Below are 16249 nucleotides of genomic sequence, written 5' to 3'. Positions count from 1 at the left end.
CTGTGGCTTTCTTCTTTAATAATAGGCGACGATTTACTTCGTGAAAAATGCAATGCGGTGGAGCACGTCCCGATCGCAGGCGTACGGAACTTTTTTAAGCTTATCCGGTTTGCCGGCCAGCACCTCGACCGCGTACTCGAGGTCAGCGTCAGACAGTTTTTCGCTGCCGCAGAGGGCTTCGTAAAAGCTTTGGTAATCATCGACCGAATCAAAGCCCGCCAAAGCAAGGGCTTCTTCCCGATCCGCCGCGTCAGCTTCTGCGAGATACCCGGCCTGGAAATAGCCGACAGCTTTGCCGTGGGGCATGTGCTGATTGTAGGTCACCGGATAGGAAAGGCCGTGGGGCACGGTCGTGCCGACCTGCGCGATGGACATGCCGGCCAGACTCGACGCGTTCATTAAATTAGCGTAGTCTTCGTCAGTGGCTTCCCGTTCACCGAGGAGCACCGCCTTGCTCCGTTTCCAGACCCGCAGGCCTTCCGCCACGCACATGTGGGTGTAATCGTCAGCGTCAATATTAATGAGCGACTCCCACAAATGGGCCAGCGCGTCGATCGCCGTGTTGTGCAGCACAGATGCCGGCGCGGTCCTTAAGTATTTGCCGTCGCTGAGTGCGTAATCCGCGAAAATTTTGTGCGGGATCGAGCCCTTCGTCTTTTCGGCGTGAATCGTCAGCACCGAAACCGGGGTCACCTCTGACCCGGTGCCGCAGGTCGTCGGTACTTCGACGATCGGCAGGGTCGAACTGTCAGCTCCCTTCTGATAGAGATAGCTGCGGTCCTTGTCCTTGTGCTTGATCATCAGCGCGATGGCCTTCGCCGCGTCGAGGGGAGAGCCGCCGCCGATGCCGATAACAAAATCGACGCCGTTTTCGACGCCAAAGTCCCTGGCCTTCATAACGGTTTCAATCGACGGATTCTGTTCCACTTCGTCAAAAAGCACATGGCCGATCTTTTCAGCGTCCAAAGCCCGGCACACGTCATCGTATGAGCCGTTGGCCTTTGCGGAATGCTTCCCCGTCACAATCAGCGCGCGACTGCCCAGCGCGGCCATTTCACCACGATGGGCCATGACGCAGTCCGGCTCCTGGAATAGTCTCGTCGGCATAAAAAACTTCATCGCTGTTCCTCCTACCTATAATGAATGATCTTTATATTTAGATTTATTTTCTGCCTATAGTTTAGCATAAATCATAAAACGCTGGGTGAACAAAGTTTTAAACTTGTTGTTTTATTGTGTTTTATGTCAAAATACACAAAATCTTTACTGAAAGTTAATGAAAATTTATTTCGACATTTTTTAGTGTAAACCCTTTACACAAAAAATAAATTATGCTATTATGAACACATCGAAGAGATGTAATCAATTCAACAATCATTAACAGAATAGAAGCTGGAGAACATGGAGAAGCGTAGAACACAAACAACTTAATCGTTGCAGTAAAAAGCTATTTATGTTCTTTTTTTGTGTCGTCAATTTCATGACAGGCGCAGTCACATTGATTTAATTGCACTGCAGAGCGGTGTATTAAATAAAAACATTTATAAACGAGGGGGTTTATATTATGGCAAAATATGTTTTGGCTTGCGACGCTGGTACAACCAGTTCTCGTGCCGTTCTGTTTAATCACGACGGTGAAATCGTTTCGGTTGCACAGCACGAATTCCCGCAGATTTATCCGCATCCAGGCTGGGTAGAACATGACCCAATGCAGATCTGGGCTACACAGAACGCTGTTTGTGCTGAAGCAATGGCGAAAGTCAACGCAACAGCTGAAGACGTCGCCGCAATCGGGATCACCAACCAACGTGAAACCACAATCGTTTGGGACCGCAAGACTGGCGAACCTGTTTACAACGCGATCGTATGGCAGTGCCGTCGTACCGCTAGCTACGCAGACCGCTTCAACGCAATCCCAGGATTTGCTGATTACGTACAGAAAAACACCGGGTTAATCCTCGACCCGTATTTCTCATCTACAAAACTGTTATGGATCCTCGACCATGTCGATGGCGTCCGCGAAAGAGCTGAAAAAGGCGAACTCGCATTTGGGACTGTCGACTGCTGGCTGCTCTGGAAATTAACCGAAGGCCGTGTACACGCAACAGACTACTCAAACGCATCCAGAACCATGCTGTTCAACATCAACACATTGGAATGGGATGACAAACTGTGCGAAACCTTCGAATGCCCGAAATCATTGTTACCGAAGGTTCAGCCTTCATCAAGCAAATTCGGTGTCACCACATTGTTCGGCGGCGGCGAAATCCCAATCACCGGTATCGCAGGTGACCAGCAGTCCGCTCTGTTCGGCCAAGCTTGCTTCAAACCAGGTATGGCAAAGAACACCTACGGCACTGGCTGCTTCATGCTGATGAACACTGGCGAAAAACCGGTTAAATCTGAAAACGGCCTGTTGACCACCATCGCTTGGGGCATCAACGGAAAAGTCAACTACGCACTCGAAGGTTCTATCTTCGTCGCAGGTGCTGCAATCCAGTGGCTGCGTGACGAACTCCGCATGGTCGATACTTCACCAGACTCCGAACACTTCGCTAAGAAAGTTGCCGATACCAACGGCGTTTACGTTGTTCCTGCCTTCACAGGCCTCGGCGCACCGCGCTGGGATCCGTACGCACGCGGCTGCATTGTCGGCTTGACCCGTGGCGCTAACAAGAACCACATCATCCGCGCGACCCTCGAATCTCTCGCATATCAGACAAGAGATATCCTCGACGCGATGGAAAAAGACTCCGGTATCGCACTGCAGTCTCTGAAAGTTGACGGCGGCGCTTCCAACAACAACTTCTTAATGCAGTTCCAGGCTGATATCCTCGGCTGCCCGGTAGACCGTCCGTCAGTTGTTGAAACCACAGCTGAAGGTGCTTCTTACCTCGCAGGTCTGGAAGTTGGCTTCTGGGATGACTTACAAGATGTTGTCGATCACTGGCAGATCGACCGTACCTTCGAACCGATGATGGATGCTGAAACCCGTGCAAAACTGTACAAGGGCTGGACAAAAGCTGTCGGCCGTTCACAGCACTGGGTCGATCCTGACGAAGTCGAAGAATAAGTCAACACTTCATTTTAGAACTTCATTTCAATTTTGTTTTATACTCTCCGACGATCGCGTGTCGTCGGAGAGTTATGTCGTGAGTTGATCACGTTTGTCTTTTCAAACAGAAGGGGGGATCAATGTCCACAAAAAAATGTCTGCACTTATTGGAGAAAAACCCAATTATCGCGGCGATCCGCGATCCAAAGGACATTTATGACGCTGTCGCCTCTCCCTGCCAAATTGTCTTTCTTCTGACAGGCAATATTTACAATCTCAAAACAATGATTGACTACATCAATGTCGCTGGCAAATACGCTTTCGTGCATTTGGATCTTCTGAAGGGCTACGGACAAGATCACTACTTTGTCAAATACCTAAAGGAAGAGCTTCACCCTACCGGTATCATTTCAACGCGGAATTCGTTAATTACCATCGCTAAGCGTGAAAATTTGATGACCATTCAACGTTTATTTCTTCTTGACTCATCAGCAATGGATGTCACCATCAACGCTGCTAGGAAAATTAAGCCCGACGCAGTCGAAGTACTCCCCGGTCTGGTTTCCAAGGTCATCCGCAAGGTCAACGCGGAATTATCCATTCCGATCATTACCGGCGGATTCATTGAAACGGAAGAAGAAGTAAAGAGCTGTATAGAAGCAGGTTCGATTTCTTCCAGTACCTCTTACAAGCCATTGTGGGATAAATTTGATGCAGTAAAAATTTTTCGAGAAAATTTTGTCAAAGAACCCGATTCTATGTTAAAATAAAGACAAACATAATTAAAACTAAATGAAATATGGCAATGGAGAGCCGCACAACTAGAATGATGTCATGACTGTGTCATCATTTTCTTGCTTGTGTGGTTTTTTATTTGTATAAATTTATCATTCATCAAGGAGGATTTTATTATGTATGATATCGCTATAATAGGTGCCGGTATCGCCGGATCCTACGTAGCACGGGAGCTCTCCCGTTATCAGCTGAACGTCGTTTTACTTGACGGCGAAAATGATGTCGCCAACCAGATCACAAAAGCGAACTCCGCTATTGTCCACGCTGGCTACGATGCAGTCCCAGGCAAGAAAAAGGGCCTGTTCAACGCACCTGGCAACATCATGTACGAAAAAGTCTGCAAAGACTTGGGGGTTCCATTTAAACGCACCGGTTCACTGGTTGTCGCGCACACTGAACGCGAAATGATGACACTGCAGCGCCTGTATCAGCGCGGGGTCATGAACGGTGTACCAGATATGAGAATCATCTTCGAAGACGAAGTTCACGAAATGGAAGAAAACCTCGCTCCGGATATCTGCGGTGCACTTTACGCAGGTACAGCTGGCCTGGTTTCTCCGTATGAATTGGGCATCAAGGTCGCAGAAAATGCTGTCGACAACGGCGTCGAATTGAAATTGAACCACCTGGTCACCAACATCGCAAAGAAAGATGACGGGACCTTCAAAATCGAAACGACCGAAGAAGACATCGAAGCCAAATACGTCGTCAACGCTGCCGGCGTTTACGCTGATGATATTTACAAGATGGTCGGCGATCCGTACTTCAAGATTCTCGCTCGCCGCGGTGTGTACTTCATCTTTGATAAAGAAATCGGCGACTTGGTTCACAACGTCATCTTCCCGTGCCCGACTAAGAACGGGAAAGGGATCCTGGTCTCCCCGACTGTCCATGGCAACCTGTTAATCGGCCCGGATGCAATGCCAGTTAAGAAAGGCGACATCGACACCACTCAGGATCGTCTGGACTACATCAAAGAAAACGCTTTGAAGAACTGTCCGGAACTCGAACACTACTTCAACAAGATCATTCGTTCCTACGCTGGAACCCGTAACACCCCTGTTGCTGACACTTACACCACAACAGACGGCGACTTCATCATCGAAGAATCACCGGTTAAGAACTTCGTCAACTTCGCCGGCTACGAATCACCGGGTCTGACCTCAGCTCCAGCATCCGCAACCTACTGCGTTGAAGACGTCATCCTGCCGATGCTCGAAAGAGACGGCGTCCACGTTGAAGAAAACAAAGACTTCAATCCGAAGACCCGTCCGCACATCATCTTCAACCAGCTCAGCGATGAAGAAAAGAAAGCAGCCATCGAAAAGGATCCGAAATACGGCAAGATCATCTGCCGCTGCGAATCCATCACAGAAGCTGAAATCGTCGACGTCATCAATCGTAACGTCGGTGCAACAACGGTCCGTGGCGTCACCAAACGCTGCCGTCCAGGTGCTGGCCGCTGCCAAGGCGGTTTCTGCCAGCCAAGAGTTGTTGAAATCTTAGCCCGTGAACTCGGCTGCGACATGGAAGACATCATGTACGATGCTAAGGATAAAGGCTACATCCTCAGCGGCAAAACGAAGAATCAGTAAGGGGAGGTTTTTTCACGATGTATGATATTATTGTAATCGGAGGCGGCCCTGCTGGATTAGCCGCCGCTGTTGAAGCCAAAAAAGAAGGCGTCGATAACATTTTAATCCTCGAAAGAGACCGCGAACTCGGCGGGATCTTAAACCAGTGCATCCACAATGGTTTTGGGCTGCACACCTTTAAAGAACAGTTAACCGGTCCGGAATACGCAGGCCGTTACATCGACATGGCGATGGACCTGAAGATTCCGTACAAACTGAACACGATGGTGCTCGACCTCGAAAGAAAAGACGACGACACCAAAATCGTTCATGCAATTAACGAAGAAGATGGCTACATGGCACTGGAAGCCAAGGCTGTCATCCTGACCATGGGCTGCCGCGAAAGAACCGCCGGCGCCATCGGTATTCCGGGATTTAGACCGGCTGGTGTCTTCACTGCTGGGACTGCACAGCGCTTCATCAATATGGAAGGTTATATGACCGGTAAAGAAGTCGTCATCCTCGGCTCCGGCGATATCGGATTGATCATGGCCCGCCGTATGACCCTCGAAGGCGCACACGTCAAATGCGTGGCTGAAATCATGCCGTACTCCAACGGCCTGACCCGTAACATCGTACAGTGCCTCAACGACTTCGATATTCCATTGAAGCTGTCCCACACCATCACCTTCATCCACGGCAAAGACCGTGTTGAAGCGGTTGATATTACCCAGGTTGACGAAAACCTCAAACCGATCCCGGGCACCACTGAAACTGTGCCTTGCGACACGCTGCTGCTCTCTGTCGGCTTGATTCCTGAAAATGAAATCTCCCGCGGCGCCGGCGTCGAAATCGACCGCAGAACCCAGGGTCCGTCGATCTCCGAACTCTGTGAAACCAACCTGCCAGGTGTCTTCGCAGCTGGCAACGTTGTCCACGTTCACGACTTGGTCGACTTCGTTTCTCAGGAAGCTGCTTTGGCTGGCAAGGGCGCTGCCCGCTACGTCAAGGGACATCTGGAAGAAGACATCAACTTCACCACTGTCAACGGCGACGGCATCGGCAACGTTGTGCCTGAAAAGATCACGGTTGCCAACCTTGATGATTCGGTCAACTGCTACATGCGTGTCCGTTCCGTCAGCACCAACACAGTCATCAACTGCTATGTGGGCGACGAAAAGATCGCGACGAAGAAAGCGCAGAAATTCGTTCCGGCCGAAATGGTCAACTTCAAGATCAAAAAATCTGTCCTTGAAAAATACGGCGATGGTGAATTAAAATTCGTCGTTGAACCGAAGGAGGCATAAACATCATGAAAAAAGAAATGGTCTGCATCAGCTGCCCGATGGGTTGCCACCTGACCGTTGAAGGTGAAGGCGACAACTGGACTGTCACGGGCAACAACTGCAAAAACGGTGAAAGATACGGTATCCAGGAAATGACGGATCCCCGTCGTATCCTGCCGACAACTGTCGTCATTAAAGGCGCCATGATTTCCCGTCTGCCGGTTAAAACCGCTCAGGAAATTCCAAAGGGAAAACTCTTCGACGCGATGGACGAACTCTCCAAGGTTGTCGTTGAAGCGCCGGTTAAGGTCGGCGATGTGGTGCTCAAAGATGTCTGCGGCACCGGTATCGACGTGATCGCCACCAAAACCATGCCCGCTGTTTAAATCAAATCCTCGTTGATACAAATACAATAGCAAACGCCCGAAGCTTTACGCTTCGGGTGTTTTTTTGTGCTATTTATTTTAATATTTATATACTTGATCGTGCTTTTTCATCCGCCCTTTCCCCTATCCATATTTTCAATATTTAAATACAAAGCCAAATAAAAAACAGCGGCCGCCGCAATTGAGATTCGTTTCAATTGCGGTTAAGCCGCTGTATAAGCTTTAAATTAGTTTCGGCCCTTGCCTGTAAACGTAAGGTTCGGGTAATAGGTCCGCGCGTCGACCTGCGCGTTGTTGACGTAGAAATCGTAATGGAGATGGGGCCCCGTCGAATGGCCCGTAGAGCCGCTTATCGCGACGACATCGCCTTTCTTGACCTTCTGTCCCACCTGGCACTTCACACTGCTCAAATGGCCGTATCCGGAGCCGTAGGTGGTGCCGTCGGAGCCGGTGCCGTAATCGATCGCGACAAAATTGCCGTAGCCGCTGGCTGCCCCCGCGTAGACGACGATACCGTCCGCAATGGCCATCACCGGCGTGCCTGTAGACACCGGCACATCGACCCCTTTGTGGTTGGTCGAACCGATACCGCCTGGGGAAGCTCGGCCGCCGAAGCCGCTGCTGATGTTCAGCGCGTTCGGGTTGTTCAAATCGATTGGCCAGATGTAATCGTTGGTCCAGGTGCCGCTGCCGAAGCTCAGGTTCATCGAATTGGCCGCCGAATTTTCAGCATTGTACTCGCTGGCCAGCTTCTTGTACTGCTCTTCCTGGGCTTTTTTCAGCGTCTTGAGCTCGTCCTGGGCCTTCTGGATCTCGGCCTTCGTCGTGTTGATCTGATTCTGCTGACTCACCAGCGTGTCAATCATATTCTGGTCGGATTTGAGAATCGTACGCATGCTGGTCAGCCGCGAGATCATCTCCGTGATGTCCTTGGACGAGAACAGCACTTCCAGATAGCCGGAATTTCCCACCATGTACATTGCCCGGGCCCGCTTCTGAAAGGCCGCCAGGGATTCGTCGTAAGACTTTTGATTTTGGGCCAGCTGGGCGTCGAGTGCCGCCATTTTCTTCTGGTTGTCCGCCATCTGCTGGTCGGTTTTCTGCATCTGCGCCTGCACGTTGTCGAGCTGTTCCTTTGTGGCCGCCTGCACAGGACGATTAAAGCCGAATCCCATCACAAAAAGAAGGCCTGCTGACAAAAGGCAGGCCAAAATTCGGATTCGTTTTGTCTGTTTAGTTGTACTCAAAATGAATCTCCCATTTCTAAATGCCGAGGTCTACGCTTCGAGGTATTTCCGCATCGAGAAGACGGACCCGAGGGATCCGATCGCAATGCCGTACACGAGGCAGAAGGCCAGAAGCGGCGCGAAAAGCGACGAGAAAGAGACAATCCCCGCGTCCATCGGCATCGACACCGCTTTCATAATGTAACTGGAAATGCCAGTATAACCGAAGCCGATAATCGCCAGCGCGATCACCGCGCCAAGGGCGCCGAGCACAGCCCCTTCGAGAATGAAAGGCGCGCGGATGTACCAGTCTGTGGCCCCCACGTAGCGCATGACGCGGATTTCCTTGCGTCTCGCAAAGCAGGTCAGCTTGATCGTGTTGTAGACGATGAACAGCGACACCACCGACAGGATGACGATGAGGACGGCGCTGAAGATATTACTGAAATGGCTGAAGGAAATCAGCGCGTTGACGTACTCTTCGCCGTATTTGACGTCAGTCACCCCGTATCCGTTAAGGCCGAGGGCGTAATTGCGCACTGCGGAAATATTCTTCGCGTTGTCGATTTTCACGTTGTAGGACGCCGGCATCGGGTTGTTGCTGCTGTTGTAGCCGTTGAGCAGGCCCGAATAGCTCTTCAGGCTCTTCGAAAAGTCGGACAGCGCCTTGTCCGCTGAGACGTATTTCGTGCTGACCACGTGTTCATTCGCTTTGAGCTTTGAATTGAGAATTTTGAGCTGGTCCTGGGACAGGTTGTTCTGAACGTAGACCTTCAGCTCCATTTTCGATTCGACCTGCTGGGTCACACTCTGGACATTGGCCGAAAAAATGACGAAAATTCCCAAAATAATCAGGGCAGCGACAATCGAAAGAATGGACGCGGCGCTCATCAGCGAATTGCGCCGGAGACTTCCCCGCGTTTCCTTGAGAATGCTCTTCACGTAGGCACTCGTGCTGCCGTCATGAGTTCGAAATTGATTTTTATCTTTAGACAATTGATTCCTCGCTGTTCTAGCGGTAATTCACTTCCGTTAAATTTATAAAAATTGTACCATAGAGGCCATTTTTTTTCAATATTAGCTTAAATGGTTCTGGTGTCCTCTACACGTAGGTATGCTATAATATTTTTACTGTCAATGCAAAGGAGACCCTGTGATGAAGCAAGCCAAACAGGCGGCGCGCCGCCAAATTTTAAAGCTCAGAGACGCAGCGCACGATCCTGCTGCCGACGCGGCGATCGTCAAAGCCCTGACGGAACTTGACGTTTACCAGAACGCTCGAACCCTGGCGGTTTACGTCAGCTTCGGCTCGGAGTTGAACACCTTCCCGCTGATCGAACAGGCGTTAGGCGACGGCAAGCAAGTCGCGGTGCCCTACTGTGTGCCCAAAACCCACATCATGAAGATGCTTTCGATCGCGCACTTTCCCGACGATCTCCATCCCGGGACGATGGGCATCCTCGAACCGGACCCGGCGGTCAGTCCGGAACTCGCGCCCGACGCCATCGATCTGATCGTCGTTCCCGGCGTCGGCTTTACGAAGCGGGGCGAACGCCTGGGCTACGGCGGCGGTTTCTACGACCGCTACCTGCTAAAGCTAAAATCCACGGCACACTTAGTCGCCCTCGTCCCGGAATTTCTCCTTTTCGACGCGCTGCCCACCGAGGCTCACGACCTGCGCATCCCCACCCTCATCACAGAAAAGCGCATCATCGACTGCAGTCAATTCATCGAATAAAATCACAATGATTCATAAAGAAAGAGAGGCTAATTATGACGCCTGAAGAAGCAAAGGCATACATCCAATCCCGAAGCGTGTTCGGCAGTGTCCTCGGGCTCGACACCATCGGTGCGATTATGGACGAGCTCAACCATCCGGAACGCTCGATCAAATGCATTCACATCGCCGGCACCAACGGCAAGGGCTCAACCGCCCATATGATTTCCGCCGTCCTGACCGAAGCCGGCTATCAGACCGGGCTCTACACGTCACCGGCGCTGGAATCCTTCAACGAACGGTTCTGCCTGAACGAAGAGCCCATCACAGACGAAGACCTCGCAGCGGCCACAGAAAAGGTCAAGGCCGCGGCAGAGGCGGTCGTCGAAAAGGGCGGCGCTGAGGCCACCTGCTTCGAGCTGGAAACGGCCATCGCCTTTGTTTACTTCTGGGATAAGAAAGTCGATTTCGCGGTGATCGAAGTCGGTCTCGGCGGCCGTCTCGACGCGACCAACATCATCCCTGGGCCGAAATGCGCGGTTATCACCAAGATCGGCATGGACCACACCGAATACCTCGGCGACACCCTCGAAGACATCGCGGCGGAAAAGGCGGCGATTATCAAATTCGGCACCGGCGGCGTCGTCATGGCGCCCCAGTCCTCCGAAGGCGTGCGCCAAGTCATCGAAAAACGCGCCTGGGACAAGGGCGCTCGGATTTACGACGGCGAACAGTACAAGCTGCAGCTGGTCAAGGCGGATCTCGACGGCCAGCTCGTCACCTCGCGAAGCCTCGCCTATCACCCCCTTGGCCGGTTCCGAATCAACCTCCTCGGCCGCCATCAGCTGGAAAACGCCGGCAACGCGCTGGCCGCGCTGGTCGCGCTGATGGAAGAAAAATACGTGATCCCCTTTGAGGCGATCCGTCAGGGCATTAACCACGTCAAGCTCCACGGCCGATTTGAAATTCTGTCGAAGTCGCCGATGGTTCTGATCGACGGCGCCCACAACCTCGACGGCATTCAGTGCTTCGTCGACAATCTCGACGATTATTTCCTGAAAACCGACAAGCCTTACCGGCTGAACCTCTATTTCGGTATGCTCAAGGACAAGGATATCGACGGCTGTCTGAAGCTGCTGGTGCCCCGAGCTGAAAAGATTTCGACGCTGACGCCGGACAACGAACGGGCCGTCGACGCCGAGGCCATGGCCGAAAAGATCAAAAATGAATACGGCAAGGACGTCACCGCCTTCGACTCACCGGAAGCCGCGCTGGATACCCTCGACGATGCCGATGACGTCGTCAACGCCTTCGTCGGCTCCCTCTATATGATCGGCAAGGTCCGCACAGCGTTTTTTAATCGTTAATTTTCGAAGGGAAGTGCGCATTGATCCTATGATTCAGTTAACTGACTATCTATACTCCGGTGATACCCTCTTGCGTATCATCCACAAATACGCCGACGATCTGCGGAAAAACGCCGCGGACACCCATAACGCTCTGGATCTGATTCATGCCAATTTTCTAATCCAGATGAGTGAGCTTCTGGAGCATAACGATTTCCTGACCTCCCAGTCTCAGCGGATCCGGGAATTTTATAAGTATATGGCCGATCACTACGGCCTTTTCGCGTTTACCTTCCGGGGCCGGATCAAATCGCTGATCCGCACGGAGGAAAAGTTTAACGCTTATATTGTCAACGGCATCTATCGCTATCACGCGGAACATGGCACCTATCCCCCGATTTCCATGCTTCGAGAACAAATCGGCCGTTTCAAGGATCTGATTGCTTACCGCATCGTCCTGTCCCTGCCGGCCTGTCATCTGAAACCCGGAGATGACCGGGCACAGATCGAAGCGCATACGCTGTATGAGATCGCCAATATCCTACCAGCGTTTCTTGAAGAGCGGGGATTTACCGCGCAGCTCTCCCGCACCGATCTTCCGGTGTGCTCCCCGCTGCTTAGCGACAGTGTCCGACCGTACTACAAGGATTATGTGGCCAACACCAATGAGTTGGGCTACCGTTCACTTCATCTGTCACTTTTTGATAATCTGAGCAGAAGTTATCTGGAGATTCAGCTGCGCACGAAGGACATGGATGATTACGCGGAAATCGGGGCAGCCAACCACAGCAGCTATGAAAAGCGCCAGGCACAGGAGCGGCTGCGACGCAAGGAAATCCCGGAGGGCGCGTGTCCTTATTTCGACGAGGCCTACGCACGCATTGCCGCGCTTCAAAACCTTGACATTTCAAAGATTGATGTCAATATGTTCACCGCTCTCGACCGCTACCGGATCAACGACGGCTGTGGGCTGTACACTGGAAGGCTCATCCTCCCCTACGAGCACCTGTCAAAATTTCAAAATGATGAGATTGGGTGAGGGGCTGATGAGGCAAAAAACGTAATAATTTTAATATACTTCATTTTGTGTACTTCTATATCATTTCCGAAGGCAAAAAGATAAGGGACTGCCTCATCGACAGTCCCTTTTGAGATGGATATTCTTTTCCTTACTTTTTCTTATTTATTCATTTTAAGCAAGTCCGCTAAAATCATGACAGGCAGCAACACGATTCCCAAAATAATCAGCGATAACATCGCATTGACCCCCTTTCGCATCAAGCGGTCAGTTCGCCTGCTTTTTGTTTAAAATCACGCTGACCACCGCCAGCACCGCGCAGATCAGGCACCACACCGACCAGACGTAAAGGTCGGAATAGCTGCCCGCATTGGTAAAACCGATGAGCGCGGCCAAGGCAAACATCACGATGAGCGCGATATTGCCGCCCTTGCCGGTGCTCTTCCGCGTCGCGATGGAGACGATGCCGCCGGCGAGCATGAAAACCGCGACCAAAAAGCCGGCGCTCCCGCTGACTTCGCCGTTAGCTTCCAGCGCGTTGTAGGTGCCTGCCGCGCAGGACTGAAACAGCACAAAAACACAAAGCACAATTGATAAGATTCCCGAAACTAATTTCCAATTTTTCATTGATGTCCTCCTTGTTTTGTCTCTTTATTTACTTTCCGGCACGCCTTTAACTGTACAGCCGCTGACCTGAAGGGTCTGCCCTTTCTTGAGTGTCGCGTTATGGAAAACCGTCGTGCCGAATGACTGATCGTTCGACATGATTTCGTTGAGTTCTCCGTCATCGGTGTCAAGGTTGCCTTCCCCGTTTACCAGCGTGAAATTGTAAGTACCGGGGGCGATGTCTTCACCGACAACGTAACTGCCGCTCGAATAGTCCTTGGCCTTTGAATCATCGTATGTGCGCTGCTGAATGGTACTTGTCACATCCGAATAGGTCAGGTTAACCTTCAGCGAACTCGACACCGTAACGATTCGGCCCTTCTTCGCGCGATATCCTTTGTAGTCGCTCACTTGATCAAAATCCGTGTCTGATCCCATCACTACATTGAGCGTCGTGCTGTCATCCATCAAATTGCCTGATCCGGACGCCAGCGTAAAGTCGACCTTGCCCGACGGAATGTCCTTGCCGACTTCGTAGTTGCCGGCTTCGAGAGTGTAGGTCTTCGACACCTTCGACAAATCTCCCTTCTTCGCTTTGCTCGATTTCGAACTCGACGATGACGCGTCCGAGCCGCCGCATCCGCCGCACACCAGCGCCGCGGCAAGTCCAATCAAAACAACAGCCGCAATCGTGCTTATCCGTTTACTTATGGTTTTCATGCTGCTTCCCCCCTTTTATGGAAATAAACGTTTAAGGTAGTGTAGCACAAAAAAAAGACCGGTTGGTGTCCTCAGAGGACACACCAGTCTTGTGAATCGATCGTTATATGAGCGAGCCGACGGTGAACACGATGAAGGAAATCACCCACGCAATGATGCACTGCATCGCGATGATCCCGATCATCCATTTGGTGCCCAGCTCCCGGCGCACCGACGACATTGCCGCGACACACGGCGTGTAGAGCAGGCAAAAGGCCAGAAAGGCCGCCGCCGAAACCGGCGAAAGCACCGACGCGAGGGCGGAACCAGAATACAGGGTGCCCAGCACCGCCACGACACTTTCCTTGGCCAAAAAGCCCGAAATCAGCGCCGTCACCATCTTCCAGCTGCCGTAGCCCATCGGCGCGAAAATCGGCGCGAGCACCCCGGCGACGATCGCGAGAATGCTGCTGTCCATATTGGCCGCCGTCACCATGTGCAGCGCCGGGTTGAAGGAACGCAGGAACCAGATCACGATGTTGGCGATCAGCACGATCGAAAAGGCGCGCTGAATGAAATCTGCAGTCTTATCCCACATCAGCCGGCCGACATTTTTGATCCCCGGCATCCGATAATTGGGCAGCTCCATGACAAAGGGCACCGGTTCGCCTGTGAACGCCGTGTGCTTGAGCACCGCCGCCGTCAGGATACCGACCGTGATGCCGAGCACGTACAGTAAAATCATCACCAGCGCCGCGTAATGCGGAAAGAAGACGCCGGAAAACAGCGCGTAAATCGGCAGCTTCGCCGTACAGCTCATAAAGGGAATGAGCATGATCGTCATCCGGCGGTCCCGCTCCGACGGCAGCGTCCGCGTCGACATGATCGCCGGCACCGAACAGCCGAAGCCGACGAGCAGCGGCACGATCGACCGGCCGGACAGCCCGAGCTTTCTCAAAGGCTTGTCCATCACAAAGGCGATGCGCGCCATGTAGCCGCTGTCCTCGAGGATGGACAGAAACAGGAACAGGATGACGATGATCGGCACGAAGCTGACGACTGTCCCGACGCCGTCGAACAGGCACTCAGTCACAAAGAGCCTCAAGCCCTTGGCGACGCCGGCCGCGGTCATCCAGGCGCCGACGCCGTCGCGGACCGCCGTAATGCCCCGGTCGAGCAGGTTCTGAAGGGGCAGCCCCAGCACGTTGAAGGTCAGCGCGAAGACAGCCGCCATGACCAGTACGAAAATCGGAATCGCCGTGTACTTGCCGGTGAGCACGCGGTCGACGCGTTCGCTCCGCCGCTGTTCCTTGGACTCTCTCGGCTTGATGACGCAGGCACTCGTCACCTGTTCGATGAAATGGAAGCGCATGTCCGCAATGGCGGCTCGGCGGTCGAGCCCCCGTTCCTTTTCCATCTGAACGAGGATGTGTTCGATCATTTCCTTTTCGTTCTCGTCGAGATTCAGCGCCTCGATGACCTTTTCATCCTGCTCGACCACCTTCGTCGCCGCGAAGCGCAGCGGAATGTCTGCCCGCTGAGCATGGTCTGAAATCAGCGTCATGATGCCGTGAATCGCCCGGTGCACCGCGCCGTTGTGATCCTCCGGCCCGCAGAAATCCGTCACCGCGTCGCATTCTTGATACCGCGCGACGTGCACCGCGTGGTGAATCAGCTCGTCGACCCCTTCGTCCAGGGACGCGGAAATCGGCACCACCGGAATGCCGAGCATTTCTTCCATTCGGTTGATGTCCACCGAACCGCCGTTGCCCCGCATTTCGTCCATCATGTTCAGCGCCAGCACCATCGGCACGTGCAGCTCCATGAGCTGAAGAGTCAGGTACAAATTGCGCTCCAGATTTGTCGCGTCGGCGATGTCGATGATGCCCTGGGGTTTCTCCTTCAAAATATATTCTCTGGAGACCACTTCCTCCTCCGTGTAGGGCGAAAGGGAGTAAATCCCCGGCAGGTCCGTCACCTCGGTGCGGGCCTGTCCGCGGATGACGCCGGTGCGCTTGTCGACCGTCACCCCCGGGAAATTCCCAACGTGCTGGTTCGCGCCGGTGAGCTGGTTGAACAGCGTCGTCTTGCCGCAATTCTGATTGCCTGCCAGCGCGAAGGTCAAAATCTGATCCTTCGGCAGTGCCCGGCTCTCGTCGGTTTTCGCGTTGTGAAAACGCACGCCCGTTTCGCCGTAGCCCGGGTGCTCGACATGGGCCGGCGCCTTTTTCGGGTGGGTCTCTTCAGACTGGGGCAGATCTTCGACCGTAATCTGCGCCGCCTCGGATATGCGGAGGGTCAGCACGTAATCGTGGATTTTAAATTCCATTGGGTCGCCCATCGGGGCGTACTTAATTAAGGTGACACGCACGCCGGGGATCATGCCCATGTCGAGGAAGTGCTGCCGCAGTGCGCCCTGGCCGCCGACCTCGATTACCGTGACCGTTTCACCGATTTTCATATCTTTCAGTGTCTTTGCCATATTTAATTCTCTCCTATCAGCTTGTTTCATTATACCCAAGGCCGGGCCCGTTATCAAAT

The 16249-nt window shown here is 52.6% G+C and carries 14 protein-coding genes; 8 read left to right on the top strand and 6 right to left on the bottom strand.

What is annotated here, in order from left to right; translation table 11 throughout:
• Positions 1 to 33: 33 nt before the first annotated feature.
• The gene (locus QZX60_RS03510; protein WP_295361487.1) at positions 34 to 1119 is read right to left on the bottom strand and encodes an iron-containing alcohol dehydrogenase family protein; all 1086 of its coding nucleotides are present in this window, start codon (positions 1117 to 1119) and stop codon (positions 34 to 36) included.
• Positions 1120 to 1564: 445 nt separating this feature from the next.
• Here QZX60_RS03510 and glpK point away from each other — a divergent pair, with 445 nt between their 5' ends.
• The 5 genes from glpK (at position 1565) to QZX60_RS03485 (ending at position 7096) form a co-directional block, all read left to right on the top strand.
• On the top strand, positions 1565 to 3073 hold the full coding sequence (gene glpK / locus QZX60_RS03505; RefSeq protein WP_295361485.1) for a glycerol kinase GlpK: 1509 nt from the start codon (positions 1565 to 1567) through the stop codon (positions 3071 to 3073).
• A gap of 122 nt (positions 3074 to 3195) precedes the next feature.
• A complete protein-coding gene (locus tag QZX60_RS03500) occupies positions 3196 to 3825 on the top strand; it encodes a glycerol-3-phosphate responsive antiterminator (protein WP_295361483.1) in 630 nt (209 codons plus the stop codon).
• A 141-nt stretch (positions 3826 to 3966) separates the two neighbouring features.
• Positions 3967 to 5445, top strand: coding sequence for an NAD(P)/FAD-dependent oxidoreductase (locus QZX60_RS03495; RefSeq protein WP_295361481.1), 1479 nt, complete (start codon positions 3967 to 3969; stop codon positions 5443 to 5445).
• Between the two features lie 17 nt (positions 5446 to 5462).
• On the top strand, positions 5463 to 6731 hold the full coding sequence (locus tag QZX60_RS03490) for an NAD(P)/FAD-dependent oxidoreductase (RefSeq protein ID WP_295361479.1): 1269 nt from the start codon (positions 5463 to 5465) through the stop codon (positions 6729 to 6731).
• Between the two features lie 5 nt (positions 6732 to 6736).
• Complete coding sequence (locus QZX60_RS03485; RefSeq protein WP_295361477.1) at positions 6737 to 7096, top strand: DUF1667 domain-containing protein; 360 nt, start codon at positions 6737 to 6739, stop codon at positions 7094 to 7096.
• A 227-nt stretch (positions 7097 to 7323) separates the two neighbouring features.
• Here the strand turns inward: QZX60_RS03485 and QZX60_RS03480 are convergent, their stop codons facing one another.
• Positions 7324 to 8343, bottom strand: a complete 1020-nt coding sequence (locus QZX60_RS03480; RefSeq protein ID WP_295361476.1) for a murein hydrolase activator EnvC — start codon at positions 8341 to 8343, stop codon at positions 7324 to 7326.
• Positions 8344 to 8373: 30 nt separating this feature from the next.
• Positions 8374 to 9318 (bottom strand): permease-like cell division protein FtsX, encoded by a 945-nt coding sequence (gene ftsX, locus QZX60_RS03475; RefSeq protein ID WP_295361474.1) that lies wholly within the window; start codon positions 9316 to 9318, stop codon positions 8374 to 8376.
• A gap of 160 nt (positions 9319 to 9478) precedes the next feature.
• Between ftsX and QZX60_RS03470 the strand changes: the two genes are divergently transcribed.
• Genes QZX60_RS03470 through QZX60_RS03460 form a run of 3 tightly spaced genes read left to right on the top strand, consistent with a single transcriptional unit; the run spans position 9479 to position 12424 of the window.
• The gene (locus tag QZX60_RS03470) at positions 9479 to 10060 is read left to right on the top strand and encodes a 5-formyltetrahydrofolate cyclo-ligase (RefSeq protein ID WP_295361472.1); all 582 of its coding nucleotides are present in this window, start codon (positions 9479 to 9481) and stop codon (positions 10058 to 10060) included.
• Positions 10061 to 10095: 35 nt separating this feature from the next.
• Entirely contained in the window at positions 10096 to 11406 is a 1311-nt protein-coding gene (locus tag QZX60_RS03465) for a folylpolyglutamate synthase/dihydrofolate synthase family protein (protein ID WP_295361471.1), read from the top strand.
• A gap of 28 nt (positions 11407 to 11434) precedes the next feature.
• Entirely contained in the window at positions 11435 to 12424 is a 990-nt protein-coding gene (locus tag QZX60_RS03460) for a guanosine polyphosphate pyrophosphohydrolase (protein ID WP_295361469.1), read from the top strand.
• Between the two features lie 246 nt (positions 12425 to 12670).
• Here QZX60_RS03460 and QZX60_RS03455 read toward each other — a convergent pair whose 3' ends face one another.
• The 3 genes from QZX60_RS03455 to feoB all read right to left on the bottom strand — a co-directional run bounded on the left by QZX60_RS03455 (position 12671) and on the right by feoB (position 16190).
• Positions 12671 to 13030: a hypothetical protein gene (locus QZX60_RS03455; protein ID WP_295361467.1), complete on the bottom strand. Its 360-nt coding sequence runs from the start codon at positions 13028 to 13030 to the stop codon at positions 12671 to 12673.
• Between the two features lie 24 nt (positions 13031 to 13054).
• Positions 13055 to 13729: a hypothetical protein gene (locus QZX60_RS03450; protein ID WP_295361465.1), complete on the bottom strand. Its 675-nt coding sequence runs from the start codon at positions 13727 to 13729 to the stop codon at positions 13055 to 13057.
• Positions 13730 to 13832: 103 nt separating this feature from the next.
• The gene (gene feoB, locus QZX60_RS03445; RefSeq protein ID WP_295361463.1) at positions 13833 to 16190 is read right to left on the bottom strand and encodes a ferrous iron transport protein B; all 2358 of its coding nucleotides are present in this window, start codon (positions 16188 to 16190) and stop codon (positions 13833 to 13835) included.
• Positions 16191 to 16249: the final 59 nt, after the last annotated feature.

Source organism: uncultured Pseudoramibacter sp. (genome assembly GCF_903789625.1).
Taxonomy (GTDB): Bacteria; Bacillota; Clostridia; order Eubacteriales; family Eubacteriaceae; genus Pseudoramibacter; species Pseudoramibacter fermentans.
Note: the sequence above shows the minus strand (reverse complement) of the source record. Positions and strands in the feature narration are given on the sequence as shown.